This window comes from Streptomyces sp. NPDC002676, from assembly GCF_053592455.1.
The window spans coordinates 82725-102119 of sequence record NZ_JBSFVT010000002.1; the positions used below are offsets into that span (position 1 = coordinate 82725).

Below are 19395 nucleotides of genomic sequence, written 5' to 3' on the forward strand. Positions count from 1 at the left end.
GTGAGTGGGCGCCGGTGCGTGAGGGAGCACCGGCGCCCACAGCTTTCCGGCAATCGTGGAGAGAAAGAACCATGCAGACGACCGACACCCCGGGCCGTACTGTGCAGCGCAGGGATGCTCACTCCAACCGCCGACGCATCCTCGCGACCGCCCGGCGGAAACTGCGGGAGGACCCGGACGCGAGCCTCGACAGCATCTCTCAGGCAGCCGGCGTCGCCCGGCGCACCCTCTACGGGCACTTCCCCAGCCGGCATGCGCTGATCGCCGACCTGGCACAGGAAGCAGGCCGTGAACTCCGGCAGGCATTCGCCAGAGCTCGCACCGCGGATGCCGACCCGATCGAGGCGATGACACGGATGGTGCTGGCGGCATGGACGGTGGGCGACCACTACCGCATGCTCATCACCTTGGGACGGCGCCATCTGGAAGAGGACGAGATCCGCACCACCCTGGCACCGGCCCGGGCTGAGGCCGTCGCAACCCTACGGCGCGGTCAGCGCGAAGGCGTCTTCGCGGACCACCTTCCGGCACCCGTCCTCGCCCGAGCGCTGGAGGCACTCATGCTGGCCCTCGCCGAGGAGAACGCCGCATGCCCGTGGGCGGACCCCACTGGTGAGGCCGCGGCAACCGCGTTCCTCGTCGCCGCCGGCGTAGCACCACAAAGGGCCGCGCTTCAGGTGCAGGAGGTCATCGGGCGAGACCGGGCAGCGGGCGCCGGGTGACCTCGTGGGCGTCGTCCGCAGCGAGGCCGAGCATGCGCAGGACCATCTCGGCCAGGTCGGAGGCGGCCTCGTCGCCGTCGAGGTCCGGGCGGTCCAGCCGGAGAGCCACCAGCGAGAGCAGGGTGCCGCCCAGGGCGGACAGGGCGGTGGTCGCGTTGCCGCAGGTGAAGCGGCCTGAGGCGATGCCGATCTCCAGGTCGCGCAGGGCGCGTGGGGCGAGGCCGCGGTCGGAGTGGATGTGGGACAGGCCGCGGTCGCGCAGGATCCGCATGAGTTCCGGGTGGGAGTCGGCCATCCGGGCGGTGAGCCGGAAGCCGGCCGCGACCAGCTCGGCCGGGTCGTCGATGCCTTCCACGCGCGCGTCGATGACCTGCCCGAACTCCTCCAGGGCGTCCGTCACCGCCGCGTCGAACAGCTCCGTCTTCGACTCGAAGTGGTTGTAGAAGGACCCGAAGCCGACGTCGGCGCGCTCGGCGATGGCCTGGATGCTCGCGCTCGTGTCCCCGGTTTCCGCGAGGATCTGCCGGGCCGCGCGGACGAGCGCCTGGCGGGTCTCGGCACGGCGTCGCTCGAAGCGGTTCTTGGGCAGGGCTGACGTCGGCATACGGCCCAGTGTAACCGCCGCAACGATGAAGCTGCCATTACTGATGAGATCCTCAATTATTTGAGCTGCACCTATTGACGATGAGAAACGGCAGAGTTGATGATTTCCTCATTACGGCAGTGTTGCTTGGAGGACACCATGTCCCACATCCCCGTTAACAAGGGCGGTCCTCTGACGCCCCACCAAGACCTCCACAGTGAGCAGGGCGCCCTACGCGGTGAACACCCCGGACGAGCCCGGAATCCGGTGATCAAAGTGGCGGATCTGGCCTGGCTTGAGTTCGAGAAGCCGGACCTGGACCGGGCCGAGGTGTTCGCCCGTGACTTCGGATTCGCGATCGCCGCCCGCACCGATCACGAGCTGTGGCTGCGCGGCACGTTCGCGGGCTCTCCCTGCATGGTCATCCGGCGCGGCCGTGCCTCCCGCTTCCTCGGGCCGGCGTTCCGCGCGGCCGAGCGGGCCGATGTGGACCGGCTCGCCGCCGCCGTCGGACACACCGTCCGGGACATCGACGTCCCCGGCGGCGGTCGGTCGGTCGCCCTGTTCGATCCCTCGGGAGTCCCGGTCCGGGTGGTGCACTGCGCCGAGCCACTGCCCGCGCTGCCCGAACAGCCGCCGCTGATCCTCAACACCGGCACCGCACCCCGCCGTACGAATACCACCCAGCGCCCGCCCCGCGAGCCGTCCCGCATCCAGCGCCTGGGCCATGTGGTGCTGGAGACAAGGTCGTTCATTCGCACCCTGGACTGGTACCTGGACACCCTCGGGATGATCGTGTCCGACTTCCTGTTCCTGGATGGGCAGCGCGGGCGGGGGCCGACCATGGCGTTCATCCGCTGTGACCAGGGCAGCTTGGCGGTCGACCACCACACACTGGCCCTGCACCTGGGGCCGGGTACCGGATACGTCCACTCCGCCTACCAGGTGACCGACCTGGACGCGATCGCGGCCGGCGGCGAGTACCTCGCCGAGCGCGGATACAAGCGCAGTTGGGGTATCGGCCGGCACATCCAAGGCAGCCAGCTCTTCGACTACTGGCGCGACCCCGACCGCTTCATGCTGGAGCACTTCTCCGACGGCGACCTGTTCTCCTGCGACCTCGAACCCGGGTGGGCGCCTATGTCGGCGAGCGGTCTCGCGCAGTGGGGGCCGCCGGTCACCCGCGACTTCCTGGGCGCGAACCCGTCCCCGGCCAAGCTGCGCGAGGTCATGACGGCCCTGCGCGGCGACAACGAACTCGACCCCGCACGCCTGCTGGGCCTGATGAAAGCGATGAGCTCATGAGCACCAACGTTCTGCGCACCCCCGACGGCTGGTGGGCCGTCCGGGGCGAGCGCGCCGTCCGCATCGAGACCAAGGCGGTCACCACCGCCGAGCTGATCGCCGACCGGGACGCGGTCCGCGACGCCGGCGCCTCCGACGACAGCGGCACACCCGTCGCCGACCTGGTGGCCCTGCCCCCGGTCACCACCCCCTGCCGGGTGGTCGCCCAGATGGTCAACTACCGCAGCCACGCCAAGGACTCGGGCTTCACGGGCGACATACCGCCCACCTTCTTCCGCAAGGCGTCCGGCTCGGTCAGCGGTCCGCACGAGCCGATCGTCCGCCCCGCGCACGTGAACTTCCTCGACTACGAAGTGGAACTTGGCCTCGTCATGGGTGCGCCGCTGCCGGTGGGCACCGTTGTGGACGAGCGGGACCTGCCTTCGTATGTCGCCGGACTCGTCCTGACCAACGACGTCAGCGCCCGCGACGTCCAGCTGACCAAGACCCAGTTCTACGAGAGCAAGTCCTACCCGACCTTCACGCCGACGGGTCCGTACCTGGCCCTGCTGGAGCCCGAGGACTTCGCCCACCTGCCGAACCTGCGGCTGCGGCTGAATGTCAACGGCGTACCGCGCCAGGACCGCACCCTCGCCGACATGATCGTGCGGCCGGCGCAGGCGCTCACCTTGCTCGCCCGTTTCCAGGCCCTCGACCCGGGCGACCTGCTGCTCACCGGAACGCCCGGCGGCACCGCCCTGAAGGCCCCGCCCAAGCCGGTCGAGAAGATCGCCGCCCTTCTGCCGCCCGCTCTGAAGTGGAAGGCGTTCTTCAAGGGCCAGGCCAAGAACCCCCTCTACCTACAGAACGGTGACCTCGTCACCGCCACGATCGCCACCCCCGACGGGCGCATCGACCTGGGCGAGCAGCGGACCGCTGTGGCGGACGCGAGGTGAGCGCCGCAGCCAGGAGGCCGGTGGTCATCATCGGTGCCGGACCCGTGGGCGTCACGGCCGCGCTCCTGCTCGCCCGGTACGGGGTGCGCAGCCTGCTCCTCGAACGTCACCGGGACGTCTACCCGCTGCCGCGTGCCGTCGTCGTGGACGACGAGGTCCGCCGCATCCTGCAGAGCGTCGGTGTCCACGAGGAGTTCGCCGCCCTCGCCCGTCCGGCGCCCGGGTTGCGGCTGCTGGACGCCCGGCGCCGCGTGATCGCCGAGTTCCCGCGGTCCCTGCACGGACACCACGGCTTCCCGCAGACCAGCATGTTCGACCAGCCAGAGCTGGAACGGCTTCTGCGCGACGCCCTAGCCCGCCGCCCCGAGTGCGAGCTGTGGGGCGGGGTGGAGGTCATGTCCGTCACCCAGGCCAGCGACGGATCGCCCGCTGCCACGGGTCCGGTGCGGGTGGCCTTCCGCCGCGACGGCAGCGACGAGGACGAGCATGTGTGGGCCGATGCCGTCCTCGGCTGCGACGGCGCCGGCAGCCTCACCCGCGACGCCGTCGGCGCCGTATGGGAGGACCTGCACTTCGAGGAGAGCTGGCGGGTCATCGACGTGCGCACCAGCCTCCCGGTGCGCACCTGGGAAGGCGCCGAGCAGATCTGCTGCCCCACCCGGCCGGCCACCTTCATGCGAGTCGGCGAAGACCGCTACCGCTGGGAGTTCCGGCTGGCCGAGGGCGAGTCCTTGGACAACCCGGAAGGGCTGGAGCAGCTGCACGAACTGGTCGCCCCCTGGGTCGACCTGCCGTCCGCTGCCCACGGGGGCGACGACTTCGAGGTGATCCGGCAGGCGCAGTACACCTTCCGGGCCCGTCTCGCCGACCGGTGGCGCCGGGGACGCGTCTTCCTGCTGGGCGACGCCGCCCACCTCACCCCGCCCTTCATCGGGCAGGGCCTGTGCGCGGGCCTGCGCGACGCCCGCAACCTCACCTGGAAACTCGCCCGCGTCCTTCAGCAGGGCGCGGACGACCGACTGCTGGACACCTACCAGCAGGAGCGCAAGCCGCACGCCCGCCACGTGATCCGTGTAGCGGTCGCCGTCGGCTGGGCCATGACCGGGGGACAGGACCGCGGTGCGGCCCTCCGACGGGCCGTGGTGGGCGCGGCATGCCGCATCCCCGGCGTGACCGCGGCGGTGAGCCGCGACCTCAGCCCCGCGCTGACCGCCGGCCCGCTCGTACGGCGCCGCCCCCGGCTGACCGGCCGTTCACTGGCCGGCACCTTCTGCCCACAACCCTGGGTGCTGTACGGCGGCACGCGAGAGCACCTCGACGACATCCTCGGGGACTCCTTCGCCGTACTGACCGCTGTGCCGCCCACCCCGCGCATGACGGGCGTGGCCACGGCCCTGGGCGCATCCGTGATCCATGTCGACGACCTGGACGACGACGGCACCCTGGCCGCCTGGCTGGCACACGGCCGGGCCGACGCCGCCCTGCTGCGCCCCGACCGCGTCGTACTGGACACCGTCCCCACCGGCACCGGCGACTTCACCGACGCCGCCGCCTGGGCTCCCCTGCTGCACACGGCCCGCCGCCCCGCCGAAGCCCCGCCCGCACCCTGACGAGGAACACCACACCATGACCACCCAGCACTCCACGCCTTGTCCGGAGCCCTTCCTTCCGCCCGACCCCCAAGCGGCCGCTGGCAGCCGCATTGCGGACTTCGCCCGCTGGGCCGCCCGCCACCAGGGCACCGACAGCATCCAGGACCCCACCGACTACCAGGCCCTGCACCACTGGTCCGTCACCGACCTGGAGGCGTTCTGGGCGGCGGTGTGGGAGTACTTCGACATCGAGGCGACCACACCGTACGAGCGGGTGCTGGCCGCGGAGACCATGCCCGACGCCCGCTGGTTCCCCGGCGCCACCCTCAACTACGCCCACCACGCACTGCGCAACCTGCACCCGGACGCACCCGCGATCACCGCACTGGACGAGACCGGAGCCGCCTACGAGATCACGGGCCGGCAGCTCCGCGCCCAGGTCGCCTCCGTCGCAGCCACCCTGCGCGACCTGGGCGTGGGACAGGGCGACCGGGTGGTCGGCTACCTGCCCAACACCCCCCACGCCGTCATCGCCTTCCTCGCCACGGCCAGCCTAGGCGCGGTGTGGTCGGTGTGCGGCCAGGACTACGCGCCCAAGGCCGCCGCCGACCGCTACGCCCAGCTCGAACCCACGGTGCTCATCACGGCGGACGGCTACCTCTTCAACGGCACCACGCACGACCGCCGCGCCGCCTCCCTCGAGCTGGCCGCCGCCCTTCCCACGCTCAAGGCCACGGTTCTCGTGGATCACCTGGGCCTTGCGTGGTCCGAGACCCGGGCCGCGGGACTGACGGTTCCCTGGGAGGACACGGCCGGCCGCACCGAGTACCTCGGGATCACTCCGGTGCCGTTCGACCACCCGCTGTGGATCGTCTTCTCCTCCGGCACCACCGGCCTGCCCAAGGGCATCGTGCACGGCCACGGAGGCGTCCTGCTGGAGCACCTCAAGACCCTCGGCCTGCACTGCGACCTGGGCATCGGCGACCGCCTGCTGTGGTACACCACCACCCACTGGATGATGTGGAACCTGGTCGTCTCAACCCTGCTGACCGGCGCCACCACCTGCACTTACGACGGCAGCCCGGCGCCGGTGGCGCGCCCGGACGTCCTGTGGGAGCTGGCGGCCCGCCACAGGGTCACCGTCTTCGGAACCAGCCCTCAGTACCTGCTGGCCATGGCCAAACTGGGCATCGAACCCGCCGTGCACGACCTGTCGGCGATCCGCGCCATCGGCAGCACCGGCTCTACCCTGCCCGCCTCCGCCTACCCCTGGGTCCGCGACCACGTCGGCGCAGGCATCCAGCTGGCCTCCACCAGCGGCGGCACCGACGTCGTCTCCGCCTTCGCCGGCAGCGCCACCACCACCCCGGTCTGGGCGGGTGAACTGTCGGCCCCCAACCTCGGCGTGGCGCTCGCGGCGTACGACGGCGCGGGACGGCCGGTCGTCGACCAGGTCGGCGAACTGGTCGTCACCCGCCCCATGCCGTCGATGCCGTTGTACTTCTGGAACGACCCTGACGGCAGCCGCTACCGCGACGCCTACTTCACCGCCTATCCGGGCGTGTGGCGGCACGGTGACTGGATCACCCTCACCTCCCACGGCTCGGTGATCGTGCACGGACGCTCCGACGCCACGCTCAACCGCAACGGCGTACGCCTGGGCAGCGCCGACATCCACGACATCGTCGAACGTCTCCCCGAGATCACCGAGGCCCTCGTCATCGGTGCGGAGGAACCCGACGGCGGCTACTGGATGCCACTCTTCGTGGTCCTCGCCGACGGAGTCGGTCTGGACGAGTCCCTGCGCGAGAAGATCCGCGACGCGATCCGCACCGGCGCCTCACCCCGCCATGTCCCCGACGAGATCCTCGCCGTGCCGGCCATCCCGCACACGAAGACCGGCAAGAAGCTCGAGGTCCCGGTCAAGCGCCTCCTTCAGGGCGCCCGCACCGAGCAGGTCCTCAACCCCTCCGCGGTCGACAACCCCGACCTGATCGCCTACTTCACCGGCCTGGGAGCCGAACGCCGCCAGGCCCGTCGTCCGCACACCCCCGAGGACGTCTCGTGATCCTCTCCGCCTCGCTGACCTGTCTCATCGCGTTGATCTTCGCCCTGCTGGGCGCGGCCAAGATTCTGGCCCTGGGTCCGATGCCCGAGCTGGCCGCCCACGCCGGCTTCACCACTGCGGCCTACCGGGTCATCGGCGGGCTGGAGCTGGCGGGCGCCATCGGCGTGGCCCTCGGCCCGGTCGTACCGCTGTGCGGCGGCCTGGCCGGCATGGGACTACTGATGCTGCTCGCCGGTGCCGTGACCACGCACGTACGCAAGGGCGACGGGCTGACCAAGCTCCTCCCCGCGGTGACATGCGCGGCCCTGGTCGCCTGGTATCTCGTACTCCTCGCCGGCCTCTGAGCCGTTCCGGGGGGCTGTCGGCGGCCACTCGTCCTGTTAGCGAGCCCACGGCGGGGCTGGCAGACTGACTCTGTGGTTCCGCTGATGGTCGCGGCGGATCAGATCGCGTCCTCATCGCTTACCGGCGCCAGTGTGGTATCAGTCTGCGCACTGCTCTTCACCGTCGCGTCGTTCTGGTGGCTCAACGCCCGACAGGGACGCCTGCAGGCGTGGGAACCTCATTCCTTCGCGGCGATCGTCCACGGTTCCACGGCACGCCTACGACTGCCTCTCGTCCTGCACAACACCGGTCCCAAGCCGATCGTCGTGCAGGACCTCATCCTGACCTTCCCTGATGAGCCCGCCTCTCATCTGCCCCTCCTGTGGGTGTCCTCGCCGTCCCGGCTCCAACCGGAGCCGGACGAGGAGGCGAAGCTGCCGGCCGGATTCGTCGTGCCCGGCAGAGAAGCGCAACAGCTCTTCCTCGAGTTCGAGGCACCGTTTTCCGGATTCCTCCCGGAGGCCCGTGACTACAAGGCCCAGATACAGGTGCGGGTCGGCCACCGCAAGGGGTGGCGGCCCCTGCTGACGTTCAGCTTGAGGGCCGCCAACATCATCGATCCAGATCGCTACACCGTTTACAACAACGCACCGGTCGAGCTGACGAAGGAAGACCAGAAAAGAGCGGATGCCGCGCTCCTCGAGCTGCTGGAAGAGCACGGGGACGGCTCCCCTCCGGGCGGCAGGAGACAGGGAGACCCTCCGAATGACGAAGGTGACGCCGACACGAGCCGCTGATATCGCCGTCCGTCCTCTGACGTGGACAGCGGTGGCACCGGCCCCGCCGGGTCGCCACAGCCACCGCGCCGATCACTCGTGACAGTCGACGCAACCGGCCGCCGCGAGGTCGAGCGCAATGTCCGTGATCATGCCCGCCTGGCCGCCGACCATCCTGCGCCGGCCGGCTTCGATAAAGATCGCCCGGGTGTCCAGGCCGTGACGGCGCGCCGCGGCAACGGCGTGCCGGAGGAAACCGGAGTACACGCCCGCGTACCCGAGGGCGAGCGTCTCGCGGTCCACCCGTACCTCGCGGGCCTGCAGGGGACGGACGATGTCGGTCGGCAGCGTCCATCAGGCGGAACAGGTCGCAGCTTCCGCGACCATGAACAGCCTGCGGACGAGAAGCCCGTGCGCCCCTCTGCGGGGGCAGGCATCGCCTCAGACGCCTCCCGGAGCGTTCGACTTTGCAGGGGCGAAGGCTATGACTGTGGGTCGCCAAGGGCCCCGGCCGGATTTGCCGAGCACTCGACGCGAGGGCGCAGGGAGGAGAACCCGAGGGCAGCGGAGCCGACGCCGGAGCTGCAGCACACCCGCCCGGAAGCCCCCGCCGGCCGCGCCTGTAGGAGCTTGCCGGCGAACGCAGCTCTCACCGGCGCTCTCACACGTCGGTCACCAACTACGTCGACTCCCCCGGACCGCGATGCCTGACCTGCTGTTACGCGCCCGCCCTGGACTGACGTGGACGCCCGAAGACGGTTTCTACGACATGTGCCGTGTGGTACCCAGGTCCAGGTAGGTATTCTCCGGCGTGTACTCGTGACCGTGTCGACAGTGGGTTCTCCGGGCGCGCGCCTTCTCCCAATCCCGGCGTCGAAGAGCCTCCTCCTTCGTGACGGCCTCCAGGTGGTCCGGGTTGCAGCATCGTGTGTGGCGGCGTCCCCGAGGCTCGGCATGGCTCACCTGGAAGCCCTCCGGGATCTCCGCGCCAGTCGCATCCCGGCCCAGCTCGACGGCGGCGCCCGGCGAGCCTGGGCCCACACCGCCTCAACGGCGGGGTCCTCCAGTTCCGCGCTGAGGTGCCCGGCCTGCCCGGACCGTTCGGCACCTGGACCGACGAGCATGACCAACAGCACGAGGAACCCGAGACCGCCGACGCGGACGGCGCCGAGCTGTGGTGCTGAGACGGGGTTCTTCAGATGGCCCGTGAGCGGTTGAGTCGGCCCGGCTGAGCGCCGTTGTCGGCCGGTGCGTGTTCACTCGTGGGTGAGCGAGGCTCCCGCAAAGATCAGGGGCTTCGGTCGCCCCTATCGCTCATGTTCGAGGACCTGGACGAGTCACGATCTCACAGCCGAGGCGTCTGCGGCGCCGGGAGGTCCGGCGCTGGTGAGGGCGAGTGCCGCGTCGAGCAGTGCGGAGGACAGGGCAGGGAGTTGGTCCGGGGATTCGGACAGCAGGAACAGCCAGGCGAAGACGGGGCCGACGAGTAGGGCGTTGAGGGTGGCTGGGTCGGGGCGGGCGGTGAGCTCGCCGCGTGCGGCAGCACGGTCCAGGATCTCCGTGAGGGTCTGGCGCTGGACTCCCAGGTATTTCTCGTCGAACCGGTCACGTAGTGCGGGGTCAGCGTGGATATCGGCCAGCAGCCCGGGGACCGTCCCCTGCGGCGGAGAGGCCATGCTGTCCGCGATTTCGGCGAGCACGGCGGCCAGGTCGGCGCGGAGCGATCCGCAGTCGGGTGCCACGGCCAGGAACCGATCCGGCAGAAGAACGTCGAAGATCATCTCTTGTTTGGTGGCGTGGCGCCGGTAGATCGCCGCCTTGCCCACGCCGGCTCGCGTGGCCACCTCGGCCATCGTGAGCTGCGTGTATCCCACCTCGGTCAGCAGTTCTCGAACGGCGGAGGCGATGGCGTCGTCGACGCGGCTGTCTCGGGGGCGGCCCCCCTGGTTGCGAGCTTGCTTTCGAGCAGACATGGGGGCATTATACGGAACCAGTAGTATCGAAACCAACAGTTCCATAACTAGCTGTTACGTGCCCTCAGGTGCAGTCGCAACCTGGCGCGCCGTCCGCGTTGATGTTGATGGCGTGGCTACGCCGACGGCGCCGGACTCCGCCGCGACCATCGATGCGCGGAGCTCCTGCGACGTCATCGCCGGGTCCCGGCCCAACCGACAGGGCACACCGGCTCGGAAGGAATGACCGATGCGAATCCCGAAAGCCGACCACACCGCACAGCCGTGGCGGATCCACGAGTTCACCCACGACTTCCGGATCGAGGACGTGTGGTCCTTCCGCGCGGCCGATGCCGGGCCCGACGACTTCCCTGTGATGGTCAAAGCGCTGAAGACGGCTTACGACACCCGAAAGGATCCCGCCGCGGTCCGGTTCCTGTTCGCGGTGCGCTGGAAGCTCGGTGCCCTGCTCGGCTGGGACACCCCCCGGGCGGGCCTGGGTGGGCGGGTCACCTCGCTGTGCGACCGCCTCCCACTCGACCTCGCCCAGTCCGTGAACGACGCCGTCCCCTGCACCGATCCGTTCTCCGAGGTGTACCAGCTCGACAATGAAGCGGCCCGCGAACTGGGCAACAAAACCGTCCACACCATCATGCACCTGGGCTGGGTGCAGACCGACGACGACGGATACGAACTGCGCATGGCGGCGCTGGTCAAACCCAACGGAATGTTCGGACGGCTCTACATGGCCGGCATCCTTCCGTTCCGATACCTCATCGTCTACCCGGCGCTGACCCGCCGATGGGAACGCGCCTGGCTCGACTACGGCCGCCCGAATCGGCACGCCGCAGACGCCGCGCGCGGAGAAACCGCCGTTCCGGATTAACCCGGACCACGGCCGAACGACAACCGTGTGAACTCGCGCGACTCCATATCCGCCATGCCCAAAGCACAGCTCGCCCAGGCAACTTCTCTTGCCACTTCCCGCGAGGGGCACGTTGAACACGAACGACTCGTCCACCTGCGGGTGTTCGCCGGCCGCAGCCGCGGCCGGTTCCCCGCGGAGGTCACGGCCGACTTCGCCGATGAGTTCCAGCATGACCTGCGCGCGGGGCCGGCCGGATTGGCCGAACTTGTCAACGCGTCATCAACGAACGCGGGATCCCTCGGTATCCCGGAAGAAGAGAGGCACGATGCTCGCAACTGATGTCGAGACCGCGGACGGCGTCGTCCGCGGTCGCCGGGCTCCGCGCGCATTACAGTGGCGGTCGATTCCCTACGCGGCCCCACCCGTCGGGGAGTTGCGGTTGCGGGCACCGCAACCGGTGCAGCCGTGGGTGGGCGTACGCGACGCCACTCGGTTCGGGTACGCGGCCGTACAGCGCCGCAACCCGATGGTGGGCTTGCGCCGGACCGGCGAGGACTGCCTGACCCTGAACGTGACCGCGCCCCCGGATCCTTCGGCGCGGTCGCGGCCCGTGCTGGTCTTCATCCACGGTGGTGGTTACGTCTTCGACACCGCGGCTCGATATCCGGGTGACTCGCTGGCGGCGCTTGGCGATGTGGTGGTGGTGACGCTCAACTACCGGCTTGGCGCGCTCGGCTATTTCGACTTCACCGAGTTCTCCACCGCCGATCGGCCCTTCGAGTCGAATCTCGGTTTGCGGGACCAGGTGGCGGCGTTGCGGTGGGTACGTCGCAATATCGCCGCTTTCGGTGGCGATCCGGACAATGTCACCATCTTCGGCGAGTCGTCGGGCGCGGACGCGGTGCTGACGCTGATGGTGATGCCGACCGCGGCCGGGCTGTTCCACCGCGCGATCGCGCAGAGCCCGGCCGCGGACCGGGCGGCTGTGGATGTCGAGGAAGCCCGGAGGTTCACCCGTCGGCTCCTCGGCCGCCTCGGCGTCGCCCCGGACGCCGCGGCGCGGGCATTGACCACGGCGGCTGCGAAGGACCTCTGCCAGGCCGCCGAGCGGGCGCTGCGGGATGTGGTGCGTGCCTTTCCCGGCAGCTACCCGATCGCACCGGTGGTCGACGGCGGCTTTCTGCCACTGGACCCGTTGGACGCCATCACCGCGAGCAGCGCTCAGGCGGTGCCGCTGATCGTCGGCACCAATCGCGATGAATGCACCCTGTCCCAGTTCGACGCGACTGTGCCGACCACCGCGCCCGTGCTGCGCGCCGCGCTGGAGCGCTGCGGCGCCGACTACGAGCGAGTGGTCGCCGCCTACCCCGGCTATCCGAAGCGGGCGGCCGCGATCCAGGTCAGCACGGACTTCGTGCTGTGGGGGCCGATGCAGGCGGTGCTCGAAGGGCACAGCGGCCGGGCCCCCACGTTCTGCTACCGCTTCGACTTCGCACCGCGCGCGTTGCGCCTTGCCGGGTTGGGGGCCATTCACGGGATCGAACTGCTGCCGGTGTTCGGTGGCGTCGACAGCGTGCCGGCACGGCTGTTGACGCTGGTCGGCGGGCGGCAGGGATTTCGCGCCGTGCAGGGCGAGATCCAGGACAACTGGTTGGCCTTCACCCGTACCGGCCGGCCGCTCGCCTCCTGGCCGCAATACACGGTGGCGCAACGGAACACTCGCATCATCGACCATCCGTCGCGCATCGAGGTGGACCCGCAGCGGGAACGCCGGCTGGTCTGGGAAGGAATCCGCATCCCCGCCGCGGAATGAGCCATGCGATGGTCACGGGGCACGTTCGCCGACGCACTCGCTTCGACTCCCCGAAGCTCAACACCGCCTTCGTTCTGCTCCCCTGACCTGGTCACTCACCCTGGGTGTGCCGTACGCACTCGGCGACTAGGTCCCGCAGGCTGCCCGTGCGTTCCATGGCCCTCCGCTGTTCGCGGGCGCCGTTGCCCCGGTTCATCAGCTCGGCAACGGTCTCTTCGGCGAGGTCCGCGTCACCGCTGTCGATCAGTGCGTCCCCGGCGTGCTCCAGCAACGAGCGCACCACGTACCTGGCGGGCCGGGGCCGCATGGTCGCGGGGTCGAGCAGATCCTGGTCCAGGCCCCACCGGGCGGCCTGCCAGGCGGCCAGCCGCAGCAAGCTGACACTGTGGTCGAGCGGTGGCCTGCCCGACCGCCAGCCGCGGGCCGCCGTGTCCACCAGGGCCCGGGCCAGTGCGGCGACGAGGACGGCGGTGTTCGCGCGCAGGCACACATCCGCCACGCGGATCTCCACCGTCGGATAACGCGCGGACGGGCGCGCGTCGAAGTACGCCATCGCCTCGTCCAGGATGACCCCGGTGGCAATCATGTCCGCCACCCGCCGGTGATACTGCTCAGCGGAGCCGAACAGCTCGGTCGGTCCCGCCGACGGCCATCGTGCCCACACGCGGCTGCGATAGGCGGCGTAGCCGGTGTCCTGGCCCTGCCAGAACGGCGAGTTGGCGCTGAGCGCGCAGAGCACCGGGAGCCAAGGACGCAACCGGTCGACCACGGCCACGCCCTCCTCGTCGGACTCCACCGACACATGTACGTGGCAGCCGCATACCATCTGCTCCTGGGTGGCGATCCCGTAGCGCTCGGCCAGCCACTGGTAGCGCTCGTTGACGCTGATCGACGGGCTGGCCGGCACTGGGGAAGTTGCGAGCGCCGCGACCGAGCACCCGATTTCGCCTGCGTGTCGTGCGGCCTCCTTGCGGCAGCGCACGATCTCGGCGCCGAGGGCCGCCATGTTCGACTGCGGGTGCGTGGCGAACTCCAGCATCTGCCCGAACAGCTCCTTCTCGAAGACGTGCTGGCCGGGATCGCCCAGTGCGGCACGGGCGAGGAGGGCGGCTGACAGCGCCTTCGGCTCCCCGCTGTCGGGGTCGACCAGAAGGAGTTCCTCCTCCACTCCTACGGTGCGCACCTGATGCTGCCCTTCTGTCCGTGCCCCGGAGTCGTCTGGCACCAACGGCCCGTCACACCTCCGTACCCCACCGACCGGCCCCGGGAGAGACGCCGCGACACCTGCGGGAATCGGCGCCCGCACTGCCGGCTGCCCCCTCACGGGGGGAGCAGCGTCCCCAGTGGTCCCAGGTCGATGTTGAGGTCTGCCAGGGTAAGGCCGTAGTGGTCGCACAGTTCGGACATCCGGTCGTGGAGCAGCATCAAGGTCAGACCGAGCCGTTCTTCCTGCTCCTCGGTGAGGCCACCCTCGTCGACCCGGTGCAGGGCCTGTCGCTCCATCAGCTGGCGCAGCAACTCGACGATGGTCAGGACCAGTTTGACCAAGTCCCGTTCCACCGTGTCCGGATCGGCGCGCAGTCGCCGTGCGGCGGTCTGTCCCCCGCTGGACCTCGGCGCGGAGACCTCGTCAGGCCGAGCGGGCAGCAGCGAGAACGCCCTGGTCGCGGCCTCGGCCACCTCCCGCTGCCGGTCAACGGGCGGGCCATCACCCGGACTTGTCACGGTGACCGCCCCCCGCTCCTCGGCGGATACATCGTCGCCCACTGGTCGTCCAGCTGCTCACGGATGGAGACGACCACGGCACGCAGCGAGATCCTCACCAGGTCGATGTCCGAGATGGACAGTACAAGATCGCCAGTGAGGACCACACCGCCGCTCAGCAGCCGGTCCAGCAGATCGATCAGCGCGACTTGCGGCTGAACGACCGGGCGATCGTCGTACCCGCCGTACTCGCTCACCGCTGCCTTGCTCCTTCCTGCTGCTCGTCGGGCGCAAGCGGCGCGGTGAAGGAATACGGCGCCCAGGGGCCCGTGACCTCCACACGGATTCCCGGCAGACCGTCCGCAGCGTGCAGCATCCGGCTGCGGAACTCCTCCGCCAGACGGCGGGGCACCAGATAGGCGTCATTGGCCACGTTCTCGCCCGGCACCTGCGCCAGGCCCCCCTGCTGCGGCCGGTGCCGGGTGTGCTGCACCGCCACGCCGCGGGCTTCGTACTCCGTCCGCTGCACGGCCTCCTCGGCGAGCCGCCACACGTCCTCACGAGCCTGCCGCTGATGCCGTCGGCTGCGCAGGTATGCGCGACCGGGATTCGTCTCATCCGCCGGACCGCCGGCGGCCGACGGCGCGGGCGGGGGCTGTCCAGGCACCTCGGCGTACACCTTCACGCCCCACTCCACATGGTCGGTGAACCGGTCGAGCAGCGCGGTGAAAACCACCTCATGCTCCCTCAGCATCTCCCGCACACGGTGCTCGTCGACATACACAGTGGCCAGCCTCAGCGGCAGGACCGTGGTGTGCTCGGTCAGGGTTTCGATGACCAGGTGGTGCGCCCGGGCCGTCGCCTCCAGCCACCGCAGGTCCTCCAGGTTCACCTTCAGGGCCGCCTCCGAGAACTGGTCCCGAGGCACCGCGCTGACCCCGGCGGCCACCGCGCCGGCATGAACCAGGGTGACGGGCGCGTCCGCCACCCCCCGAACGTCCGCCAGAACCGTCCGCTCCAGTGCGGCGGATGACGATCCCAACACCGCGTACGCGTAGCACAGCTGCTCGTCCACCGGCCTCAGCTCCGGTCTTCGTTGCCCCGGGCCTCCTCGACGTTCCGAACCCTGCGGGGCTTACGGCGTGGTTCGGCGTGCGACTCCTGCGGTTCTCGCCGGACCCGCTCGGCGTCGCGGGAGCCTCGTGGGCCGCTGGACTGGCTTCCGGCCAGCTCCCGCGGGGACTCGGCGAGCTGACTGCGCAGCTCCTCCACCTCAGCGCGCAGCTGCTGGTTCTGCTCTTGGAGGCTGTGCCGGCCGTCGGCGCGGGACGACAGGGCGGGATCGCGCTCCCACCAGTCGATGCCGATCTCCCTTGCCTTGTCGACGGACGCCACCAACAGCCGGAGCTTGATGGTGAGCAGCTCTATGTCGAGCAGGTTGATCTTGATGTCACCGACAATCACGATGCCCTTGTCCAGGACGCGTTCGAGGATGTCGGCCAGGTTTGAGCCGCCGCTCTCTTGACCATACGGGTACAAGGCCCGCGACGACCTGGGGGCAGGGGGCTCGAACTCGGTCACGGCACACTCGACCTCGTTTCCCGGATCTAAGTGCGGCGCCGACGCGTCTTGGGGGCCTCTTCCTCACCCTCGTCGTAGCGGTCGTCGGCCGCTCGCTCTTCCTCGTCCTCCTCGTCGGGCTCCTCGTCTTCCTCGTACTCGGCCTCGGGCTCCTCTTCCTCCTCATACTCGTCCTCGCCCTCCTCCGGCTCCTCTTCCTCTTCGTACTCCTCGCCACGTACCTCCGGCTCCTCGCCCCCGGTTTCTTCCTTCGCTTCCTCCTCCTCGGCCTCCTCCGCACTGCGGACCACCTCCCCCTCCTGGATCTCCCCGCGCCAGGCGCCGGTGGCCTCGCCGCGCATCATGACAAAGGTGCGGTAGAGCTTGAGATCGAGCCGGGTGCGCCGCCCCTGTGCCCGCATCAGGCCACCGACTCGCTCGACCACGCCCTTGGGGAAGTACTCCAGGACCAGTAGCACCTTGGTGAGGTTGTTCGTGAGCGGGTGGAAGGTGACGACGCCCTTGGTCGTGGCCTTGTCGCCTTCGGTGGTCCAGGCGATCCGCTCGTCGGGCACCTGTTCCGTGATGATGCCCCGCCAGCGGCGGCTAGCACTGGCGATCCGCACTTCCCAGTGGGTCGTGATGTCGTCCTCTTGCTCCACATGCTTGACCCCCTTGGCGAACCGCTCGAACTCCGTGAACTGCGTCCACTGGTTGTAGGCCTCGCGTACGGGCACGCCCACGTCGATGTCCTCGATGATGCAAAGACCCTTACCGATGCCGTCGGGGTGCTTCTCGTGCCGCTTCCCTGTGACATCCTTGGCCTTGTCCAGCAGCGTGTCCTTCGTGTGGGAGGCCGTCGCGGTCAACGCCTCACCCAACGGTGAGCCTGCGAGGAGCTTCTTGCCGCCCTTGGCGACGGCACTGGTCAGCAAGCCGGGGCCGAGGTGGGCCTCACCCAGCTTGCGCGCCCCTTCGCCCAGGCGGTGGCCCACGCCTTCGAGCATCAACTGAAGGCGTGCCTCGACATAGCTTTCCAGCTCTTCCTTCAGCCGGTTCGCGCCGGGGTCCTGCCGTGCCTGCTCGCGGACCTTGCTCAGGGTGCCGGCACCTCCCGACTTGCCCTCAGCCATCATCCGGCCTCCTCCATCATGCCGAGTCGCTCTTCGAACGGCTCCGGCCGACCGTCGTCCTCTTCCTGCGCGGCTCGTCCTTCTGAGCCGACCCGCGGTGCTGCGCACTCCTCCCGCGCCCCTGGCTTCCTTGAGATTCCTCGTCCTGGCGCGCCTCTTGTGCGTTCTCTTCTTCTTCGTTCTCTTCTTCGTTCCCTTCGTCCTGGTCCCGCTCGCCGTCCGGGTGCGCCCTTTCGTGCAGTCCCGCGGTGCGCTCGTGCAGGGCGTCGGCCAGGCTGTCGGCCTTCGCCGAGAGCACAGCGGTGGCGGCATCCTTGCCGGCGCCCGCCAGCTCGCTGCGCACTTGCTTACTGACGTTGCTGAGGAAGGGAGACTCCTGGAGGACCTTGGCGACCTGGCCTGGCTTGATCCGTGATCCGGCCAGCATCGCACCCAGGCTCAGGGCGAGCTTTGCCTTCTTCGTCCGGCCCAGCACATAACCGCCGAGGACAGCCGCGCCGATCTTGGCGTTGTTCATGATTCCGTCTTCCTCCATGCCCACGGCTCACAGCCCGCTTCGCCCGCCGCGCCGCAGCCGGTAGGCCCTGATGTCCTCCATGTGGTGCAGCAGTTCCTCCTCGCTCCGTGCGAACTCCTCGTCGTCGATACGGCCTTCTGCCCGCGCGCGCTCCAGCCTCACGAGTTCTTCCTGTACGGGAGCAGGGTCGTAGAACTCCTCCTCAGCCGTACGAGCGACCTTGTCCAGCACCCAGCCGATGCCCCGTAGGGGAGCGAACGGAAGTGCCAGGATCTCGGTGACCAGTCCTGCCATTCCGCCTCCTTGTGACTCGTGCTGTCGTCCGCACCGGTCAGTCGAAACGGGCTCAGCTGAAGCTGTACGGCGGCAGCGGTCCACGTACCCGCAGTTCGATGTCCTCCCCGTAGCGCTGTGCCAACTCCCGAGTGGCCTGGGTGAACTCCTCCGACTGTTTGCCGTCCACCAGGAAGGACACGTTCACGAAGTACTGCTGGGACGGCTCGGAGAGCCGTTCGGCCACAGCCAGCGGCCGCAGGGCGGCGACGACGTCGGCGGCGAGTGCCTCCTGCCGACTCTGCACCTCCTGTGCCACGAGCTGGCCGAGCGCCAGCCGGTCCTCCTGTGTCCCGCCGCCCTCGCGGGTCGCCTCGTTCAACGCGCGGGCCTGTTCGTTCTCCTCGAGGACGGCGCGTAGGACCACCTCCTCGCTCTGGATGCCCTTGACGTTGAACTCCGCCCGCCCGTTGAGCTCGTCGAGGCGCTGGCGGAACTCCTGGCTGCGCTGCTCCAGCACGGCCCGTACGGCGTCCTCGTCCGGAGCGACGGACCCGAAACTCAACGGCAGGATGGTGCCCGCGGCCCACAGGTGCTCCTGGACCCCGAGATGCGCGTCCAGGTCCCGGCGTGTGACCGAAAGGTCCTCCGGGGTCTCACTGACGACAGCGCACAGCTCACCACTGCACACAGAGTGCAACTCGGAGGGTGTTTCGCCTACGCCCTTGGCACCGTCCAGGTCCAGCGGATGCCCGGACTTGGTGATCGCGTACACGTACACGGACATCGGCTCGCTCACTCCTCTCGATCCTTCGAGGAACGGCGGCTCGAGCCGCGTTCGGCGTGGTCATGCTCCTTCTCACGCCTGCGCTCGGCGTCATCACGCGCCTTGTGGAGCGATTCGGCGAAGGCGTCTACGGCGCCGGTCAGCGCCCCTTTGGCCTTCCCTCGCGCGCCTCCCTCCTCGACGCTCTGGACGATGTCCGTCAGCTGGGCGGGGGCCTTGCGGCCCGACTCCAGATCCAGCCGGTTGCAGGCTTCGGCGAAGCGCAGATACGAGTCCACGCTGGCGACGACGATGCGTGCGTCGACCTTCAGGATTTCGATGCCCACGAGGGACACCCGTGCGAACACGTCGATGACCAGACCCCGGTCGAGGACGAGTTCCAGCACGTCATATAGGGTGCCTGTGCCGCCACCGGCCGGCGCGGCAAGAGCGCCACCTTCACCCTGTGGCACCAAACTCACGGTCTCTTTCCCCTCACGCGAC

22 protein-coding genes and 1 pseudogene are annotated in these 19395 nt (G+C 69.5%); 10 read left to right on the forward strand and 13 right to left on the reverse strand.

The window, feature by feature from the left end; all coding sequences use genetic code 11:
- The first annotated feature begins 71 nt into the window (after positions 1–71).
- Complete coding sequence (locus ACWD3E_RS07430) at positions 72–722, forward strand: TetR/AcrR family transcriptional regulator (RefSeq protein WP_451386589.1); 651 nt, start codon at positions 72–74, stop codon at positions 720–722.
- Here ACWD3E_RS07430 and ACWD3E_RS07435 read toward each other — a convergent pair.
- On the reverse strand, positions 688–1326 hold the full coding sequence (locus ACWD3E_RS07435) for a TetR/AcrR family transcriptional regulator (RefSeq protein ID WP_451386590.1): 639 nt from the start codon (positions 1324–1326) through the stop codon (positions 688–690). The genes ACWD3E_RS07430 and ACWD3E_RS07435 overlap by 35 nt on opposite strands.
- Before the next feature lie 138 nt (positions 1327–1464).
- Between ACWD3E_RS07435 and ACWD3E_RS07440 the strand changes: the two genes are divergently transcribed.
- From ACWD3E_RS07440 to ACWD3E_RS07465, 6 genes are all read left to right on the forward strand, one after another.
- Positions 1465–2610: a VOC family protein gene (locus ACWD3E_RS07440; RefSeq protein WP_451386591.1), complete on the forward strand. Its 1146-nt coding sequence runs from the start codon at positions 1465–1467 to the stop codon at positions 2608–2610.
- Positions 2607–3545: a fumarylacetoacetate hydrolase family protein gene (locus tag ACWD3E_RS07445; protein WP_451386592.1), complete on the forward strand. Its 939-nt coding sequence runs from the start codon at positions 2607–2609 to the stop codon at positions 3543–3545. The genes ACWD3E_RS07440 and ACWD3E_RS07445 overlap by 4 nt, the downstream gene beginning before the upstream one ends.
- Positions 3542–5155: a bifunctional 3-(3-hydroxy-phenyl)propionate/3-hydroxycinnamic acid hydroxylase MhpA gene (gene mhpA, locus ACWD3E_RS07450; RefSeq protein ID WP_451386593.1), complete on the forward strand. Its 1614-nt coding sequence runs from the start codon at positions 3542–3544 to the stop codon at positions 5153–5155. The genes ACWD3E_RS07445 and mhpA overlap by 4 nt, the downstream gene beginning before the upstream one ends.
- Positions 5156–5171: 16 nt before the next feature.
- Positions 5172–7205, forward strand: coding sequence for an acetoacetate--CoA ligase (locus ACWD3E_RS07455; protein ID WP_451386594.1), 2034 nt, complete (start codon positions 5172–5174; stop codon positions 7203–7205).
- A complete protein-coding gene (locus ACWD3E_RS07460) occupies positions 7202–7549 on the forward strand; it encodes a DoxX family protein (protein ID WP_451386595.1) in 348 nt (115 codons plus the stop codon). Before ACWD3E_RS07455 ends, ACWD3E_RS07460 begins: the two co-directional genes overlap by 4 nt.
- Before the next feature lie 72 nt (positions 7550–7621).
- The gene (locus tag ACWD3E_RS07465) at positions 7622–8326 is read left to right on the forward strand and encodes a hypothetical protein (RefSeq protein ID WP_451386596.1); all 705 of its coding nucleotides are present in this window, start codon (positions 7622–7624) and stop codon (positions 8324–8326) included.
- A 72-nt stretch (positions 8327–8398) separates the two neighbouring features.
- Here the strand turns inward: ACWD3E_RS07465 and ACWD3E_RS07470 are convergent.
- Both ACWD3E_RS07470 and ACWD3E_RS07475 read right to left on the reverse strand, forming a co-directional pair.
- Positions 8399–8678, reverse strand: a pseudogene (locus tag ACWD3E_RS07470) (4-hydroxy-2-oxovalerate aldolase); the annotation flags it as partial.
- Positions 8679–9642: 964 nt separating this feature from the next.
- Positions 9643–10278 (reverse strand): TetR/AcrR family transcriptional regulator, encoded by a 636-nt coding sequence (locus ACWD3E_RS07475; RefSeq protein WP_451386597.1) that lies wholly within the window; start codon positions 10276–10278, stop codon positions 9643–9645.
- Positions 10279–10507: 229 nt separating this feature from the next.
- Here ACWD3E_RS07475 and ACWD3E_RS07480 point away from each other — a divergent pair, with 229 nt between their 5' ends.
- Genes ACWD3E_RS07480 through ACWD3E_RS07490 form a run of 3 tightly spaced genes read left to right on the forward strand, consistent with a single transcriptional unit; the run spans position 10508 to position 12938 of the window.
- Positions 10508–11143, forward strand: a complete 636-nt coding sequence (locus ACWD3E_RS07480; RefSeq protein ID WP_451386598.1) for a DUF2867 domain-containing protein — start codon at positions 10508–10510, stop codon at positions 11141–11143.
- A 54-nt stretch (positions 11144–11197) separates the two neighbouring features.
- Positions 11198–11464, forward strand: coding sequence for a hypothetical protein (locus ACWD3E_RS07485; protein ID WP_451386599.1), 267 nt, complete (start codon positions 11198–11200; stop codon positions 11462–11464).
- On the forward strand, positions 11451–12938 hold the full coding sequence (locus tag ACWD3E_RS07490; RefSeq protein WP_451386600.1) for a carboxylesterase/lipase family protein: 1488 nt from the start codon (positions 11451–11453) through the stop codon (positions 12936–12938). Before ACWD3E_RS07485 ends, ACWD3E_RS07490 begins: the two co-directional genes overlap by 14 nt.
- A gap of 91 nt (positions 12939–13029) precedes the next feature.
- Here the strand turns inward: ACWD3E_RS07490 and ACWD3E_RS07495 are convergent, their stop codons facing one another.
- The 10 genes from ACWD3E_RS07495 to ACWD3E_RS07540 form a co-directional block, all read right to left on the reverse strand.
- A complete protein-coding gene (locus ACWD3E_RS07495; protein WP_451386601.1) occupies positions 13030–14121 on the reverse strand; it encodes a glutamate--cysteine ligase 2 in 1092 nt (363 codons plus the stop codon).
- 137 nt (positions 14122–14258) lie between these two features.
- Positions 14259–14663, reverse strand: coding sequence for a gas vesicle protein K (locus ACWD3E_RS07500; protein ID WP_451386602.1), 405 nt, complete (start codon positions 14661–14663; stop codon positions 14259–14261).
- A complete protein-coding gene (locus ACWD3E_RS07505) occupies positions 14660–14899 on the reverse strand; it encodes a gas vesicle protein (protein ID WP_451386603.1) in 240 nt (79 codons plus the stop codon). The genes ACWD3E_RS07500 and ACWD3E_RS07505 overlap by 4 nt, the downstream gene beginning before the upstream one ends.
- A complete protein-coding gene (locus ACWD3E_RS07510; protein WP_451386604.1) occupies positions 14896–15717 on the reverse strand; it encodes a GvpL/GvpF family gas vesicle protein in 822 nt (273 codons plus the stop codon). Before ACWD3E_RS07510 ends, ACWD3E_RS07505 begins: the two co-directional genes overlap by 4 nt.
- Before the next feature lie 5 nt (positions 15718–15722).
- Positions 15723–16181, reverse strand: coding sequence for a gas vesicle protein (locus ACWD3E_RS07515; RefSeq protein WP_451386605.1), 459 nt, complete (start codon positions 16179–16181; stop codon positions 15723–15725).
- 68 nt (positions 16182–16249) lie between these two features.
- Positions 16250–17335, reverse strand: coding sequence for an SRPBCC family protein (locus tag ACWD3E_RS07520; RefSeq protein ID WP_451386606.1), 1086 nt, complete (start codon positions 17333–17335; stop codon positions 16250–16252).
- A gap of 16 nt (positions 17336–17351) precedes the next feature.
- Positions 17352–17876 carry an ABC transporter substrate-binding protein gene (locus ACWD3E_RS07525; RefSeq protein ID WP_451386607.1) on the reverse strand — a complete coding sequence of 175 codons (525 nt, stop codon included), beginning with the start codon at positions 17874–17876 and terminating at the stop codon, positions 17352–17354.
- 3 nt (positions 17877–17879) lie between these two features.
- Positions 17880–18146: a gas vesicle protein GvpG gene (locus tag ACWD3E_RS07530; RefSeq protein WP_451386608.1), complete on the reverse strand. Its 267-nt coding sequence runs from the start codon at positions 18144–18146 to the stop codon at positions 17880–17882.
- 52 nt (positions 18147–18198) lie between these two features.
- Positions 18199–18924, reverse strand: a complete 726-nt coding sequence (locus ACWD3E_RS07535; RefSeq protein ID WP_451386609.1) for a GvpL/GvpF family gas vesicle protein — start codon at positions 18922–18924, stop codon at positions 18199–18201.
- A complete protein-coding gene (locus ACWD3E_RS07540) occupies positions 18921–19367 on the reverse strand; it encodes a gas vesicle structural protein GvpA (protein ID WP_451387108.1) in 447 nt (148 codons plus the stop codon). The genes ACWD3E_RS07535 and ACWD3E_RS07540 overlap by 4 nt, the downstream gene beginning before the upstream one ends.
- Positions 19368–19395 lie beyond the last annotated feature (28 nt).

Bases quoted from the DNA above. Each gene is read 5' to 3' on its own strand.
- ACWD3E_RS07430 (WP_451386589.1), top strand. From the start codon at position 72: ATGCAGACGACCGACACCCCGGGCCGTACTGTGCAGCGCAGGGATGCT.
- ACWD3E_RS07440 (WP_451386591.1), top strand. From the start codon at position 1,465: ATGTCCCACATCCCCGTTAACAAGGGCGGTCCTCTGACGCCCCACCAA.
- ACWD3E_RS07485 (WP_451386599.1), top strand. From the start codon at position 11,198: ATGCCCAAAGCACAGCTCGCCCAGGCAACTTCTCTTGCCACTTCCCGC.
- ACWD3E_RS07435 (WP_451386590.1), bottom strand. From the start codon at position 1,326: ATGCCGACGTCAGCCCTGCCCAAGAACCGCTTCGAGCGACGCCGTGCC.
- ACWD3E_RS07455 (WP_451386594.1), top strand. From the start codon at position 5,172: ATGACCACCCAGCACTCCACGCCTTGTCCGGAGCCCTTCCTTCCGCCC.
- ACWD3E_RS07480 (WP_451386598.1), top strand. From the start codon at position 10,508: ATGCGAATCCCGAAAGCCGACCACACCGCACAGCCGTGGCGGATCCAC.
- ACWD3E_RS07530 (WP_451386608.1), bottom strand. From the start codon at position 18,146: ATGGCAGGACTGGTCACCGAGATCCTGGCACTTCCGTTCGCTCCCCTA.
- ACWD3E_RS07445 (WP_451386592.1), top strand. From the start codon at position 2,607: ATGAGCACCAACGTTCTGCGCACCCCCGACGGCTGGTGGGCCGTCCGG.
- ACWD3E_RS07475 (WP_451386597.1), bottom strand. From the start codon at position 10,278: ATGTCTGCTCGAAAGCAAGCTCGCAACCAGGGGGGCCGCCCCCGAGAC.
- ACWD3E_RS07520 (WP_451386606.1), bottom strand. From the start codon at position 17,335: ATGGCTGAGGGCAAGTCGGGAGGTGCCGGCACCCTGAGCAAGGTCCGC.
- ACWD3E_RS07490 (WP_451386600.1), top strand. From the start codon at position 11,451: ATGCTCGCAACTGATGTCGAGACCGCGGACGGCGTCGTCCGCGGTCGC.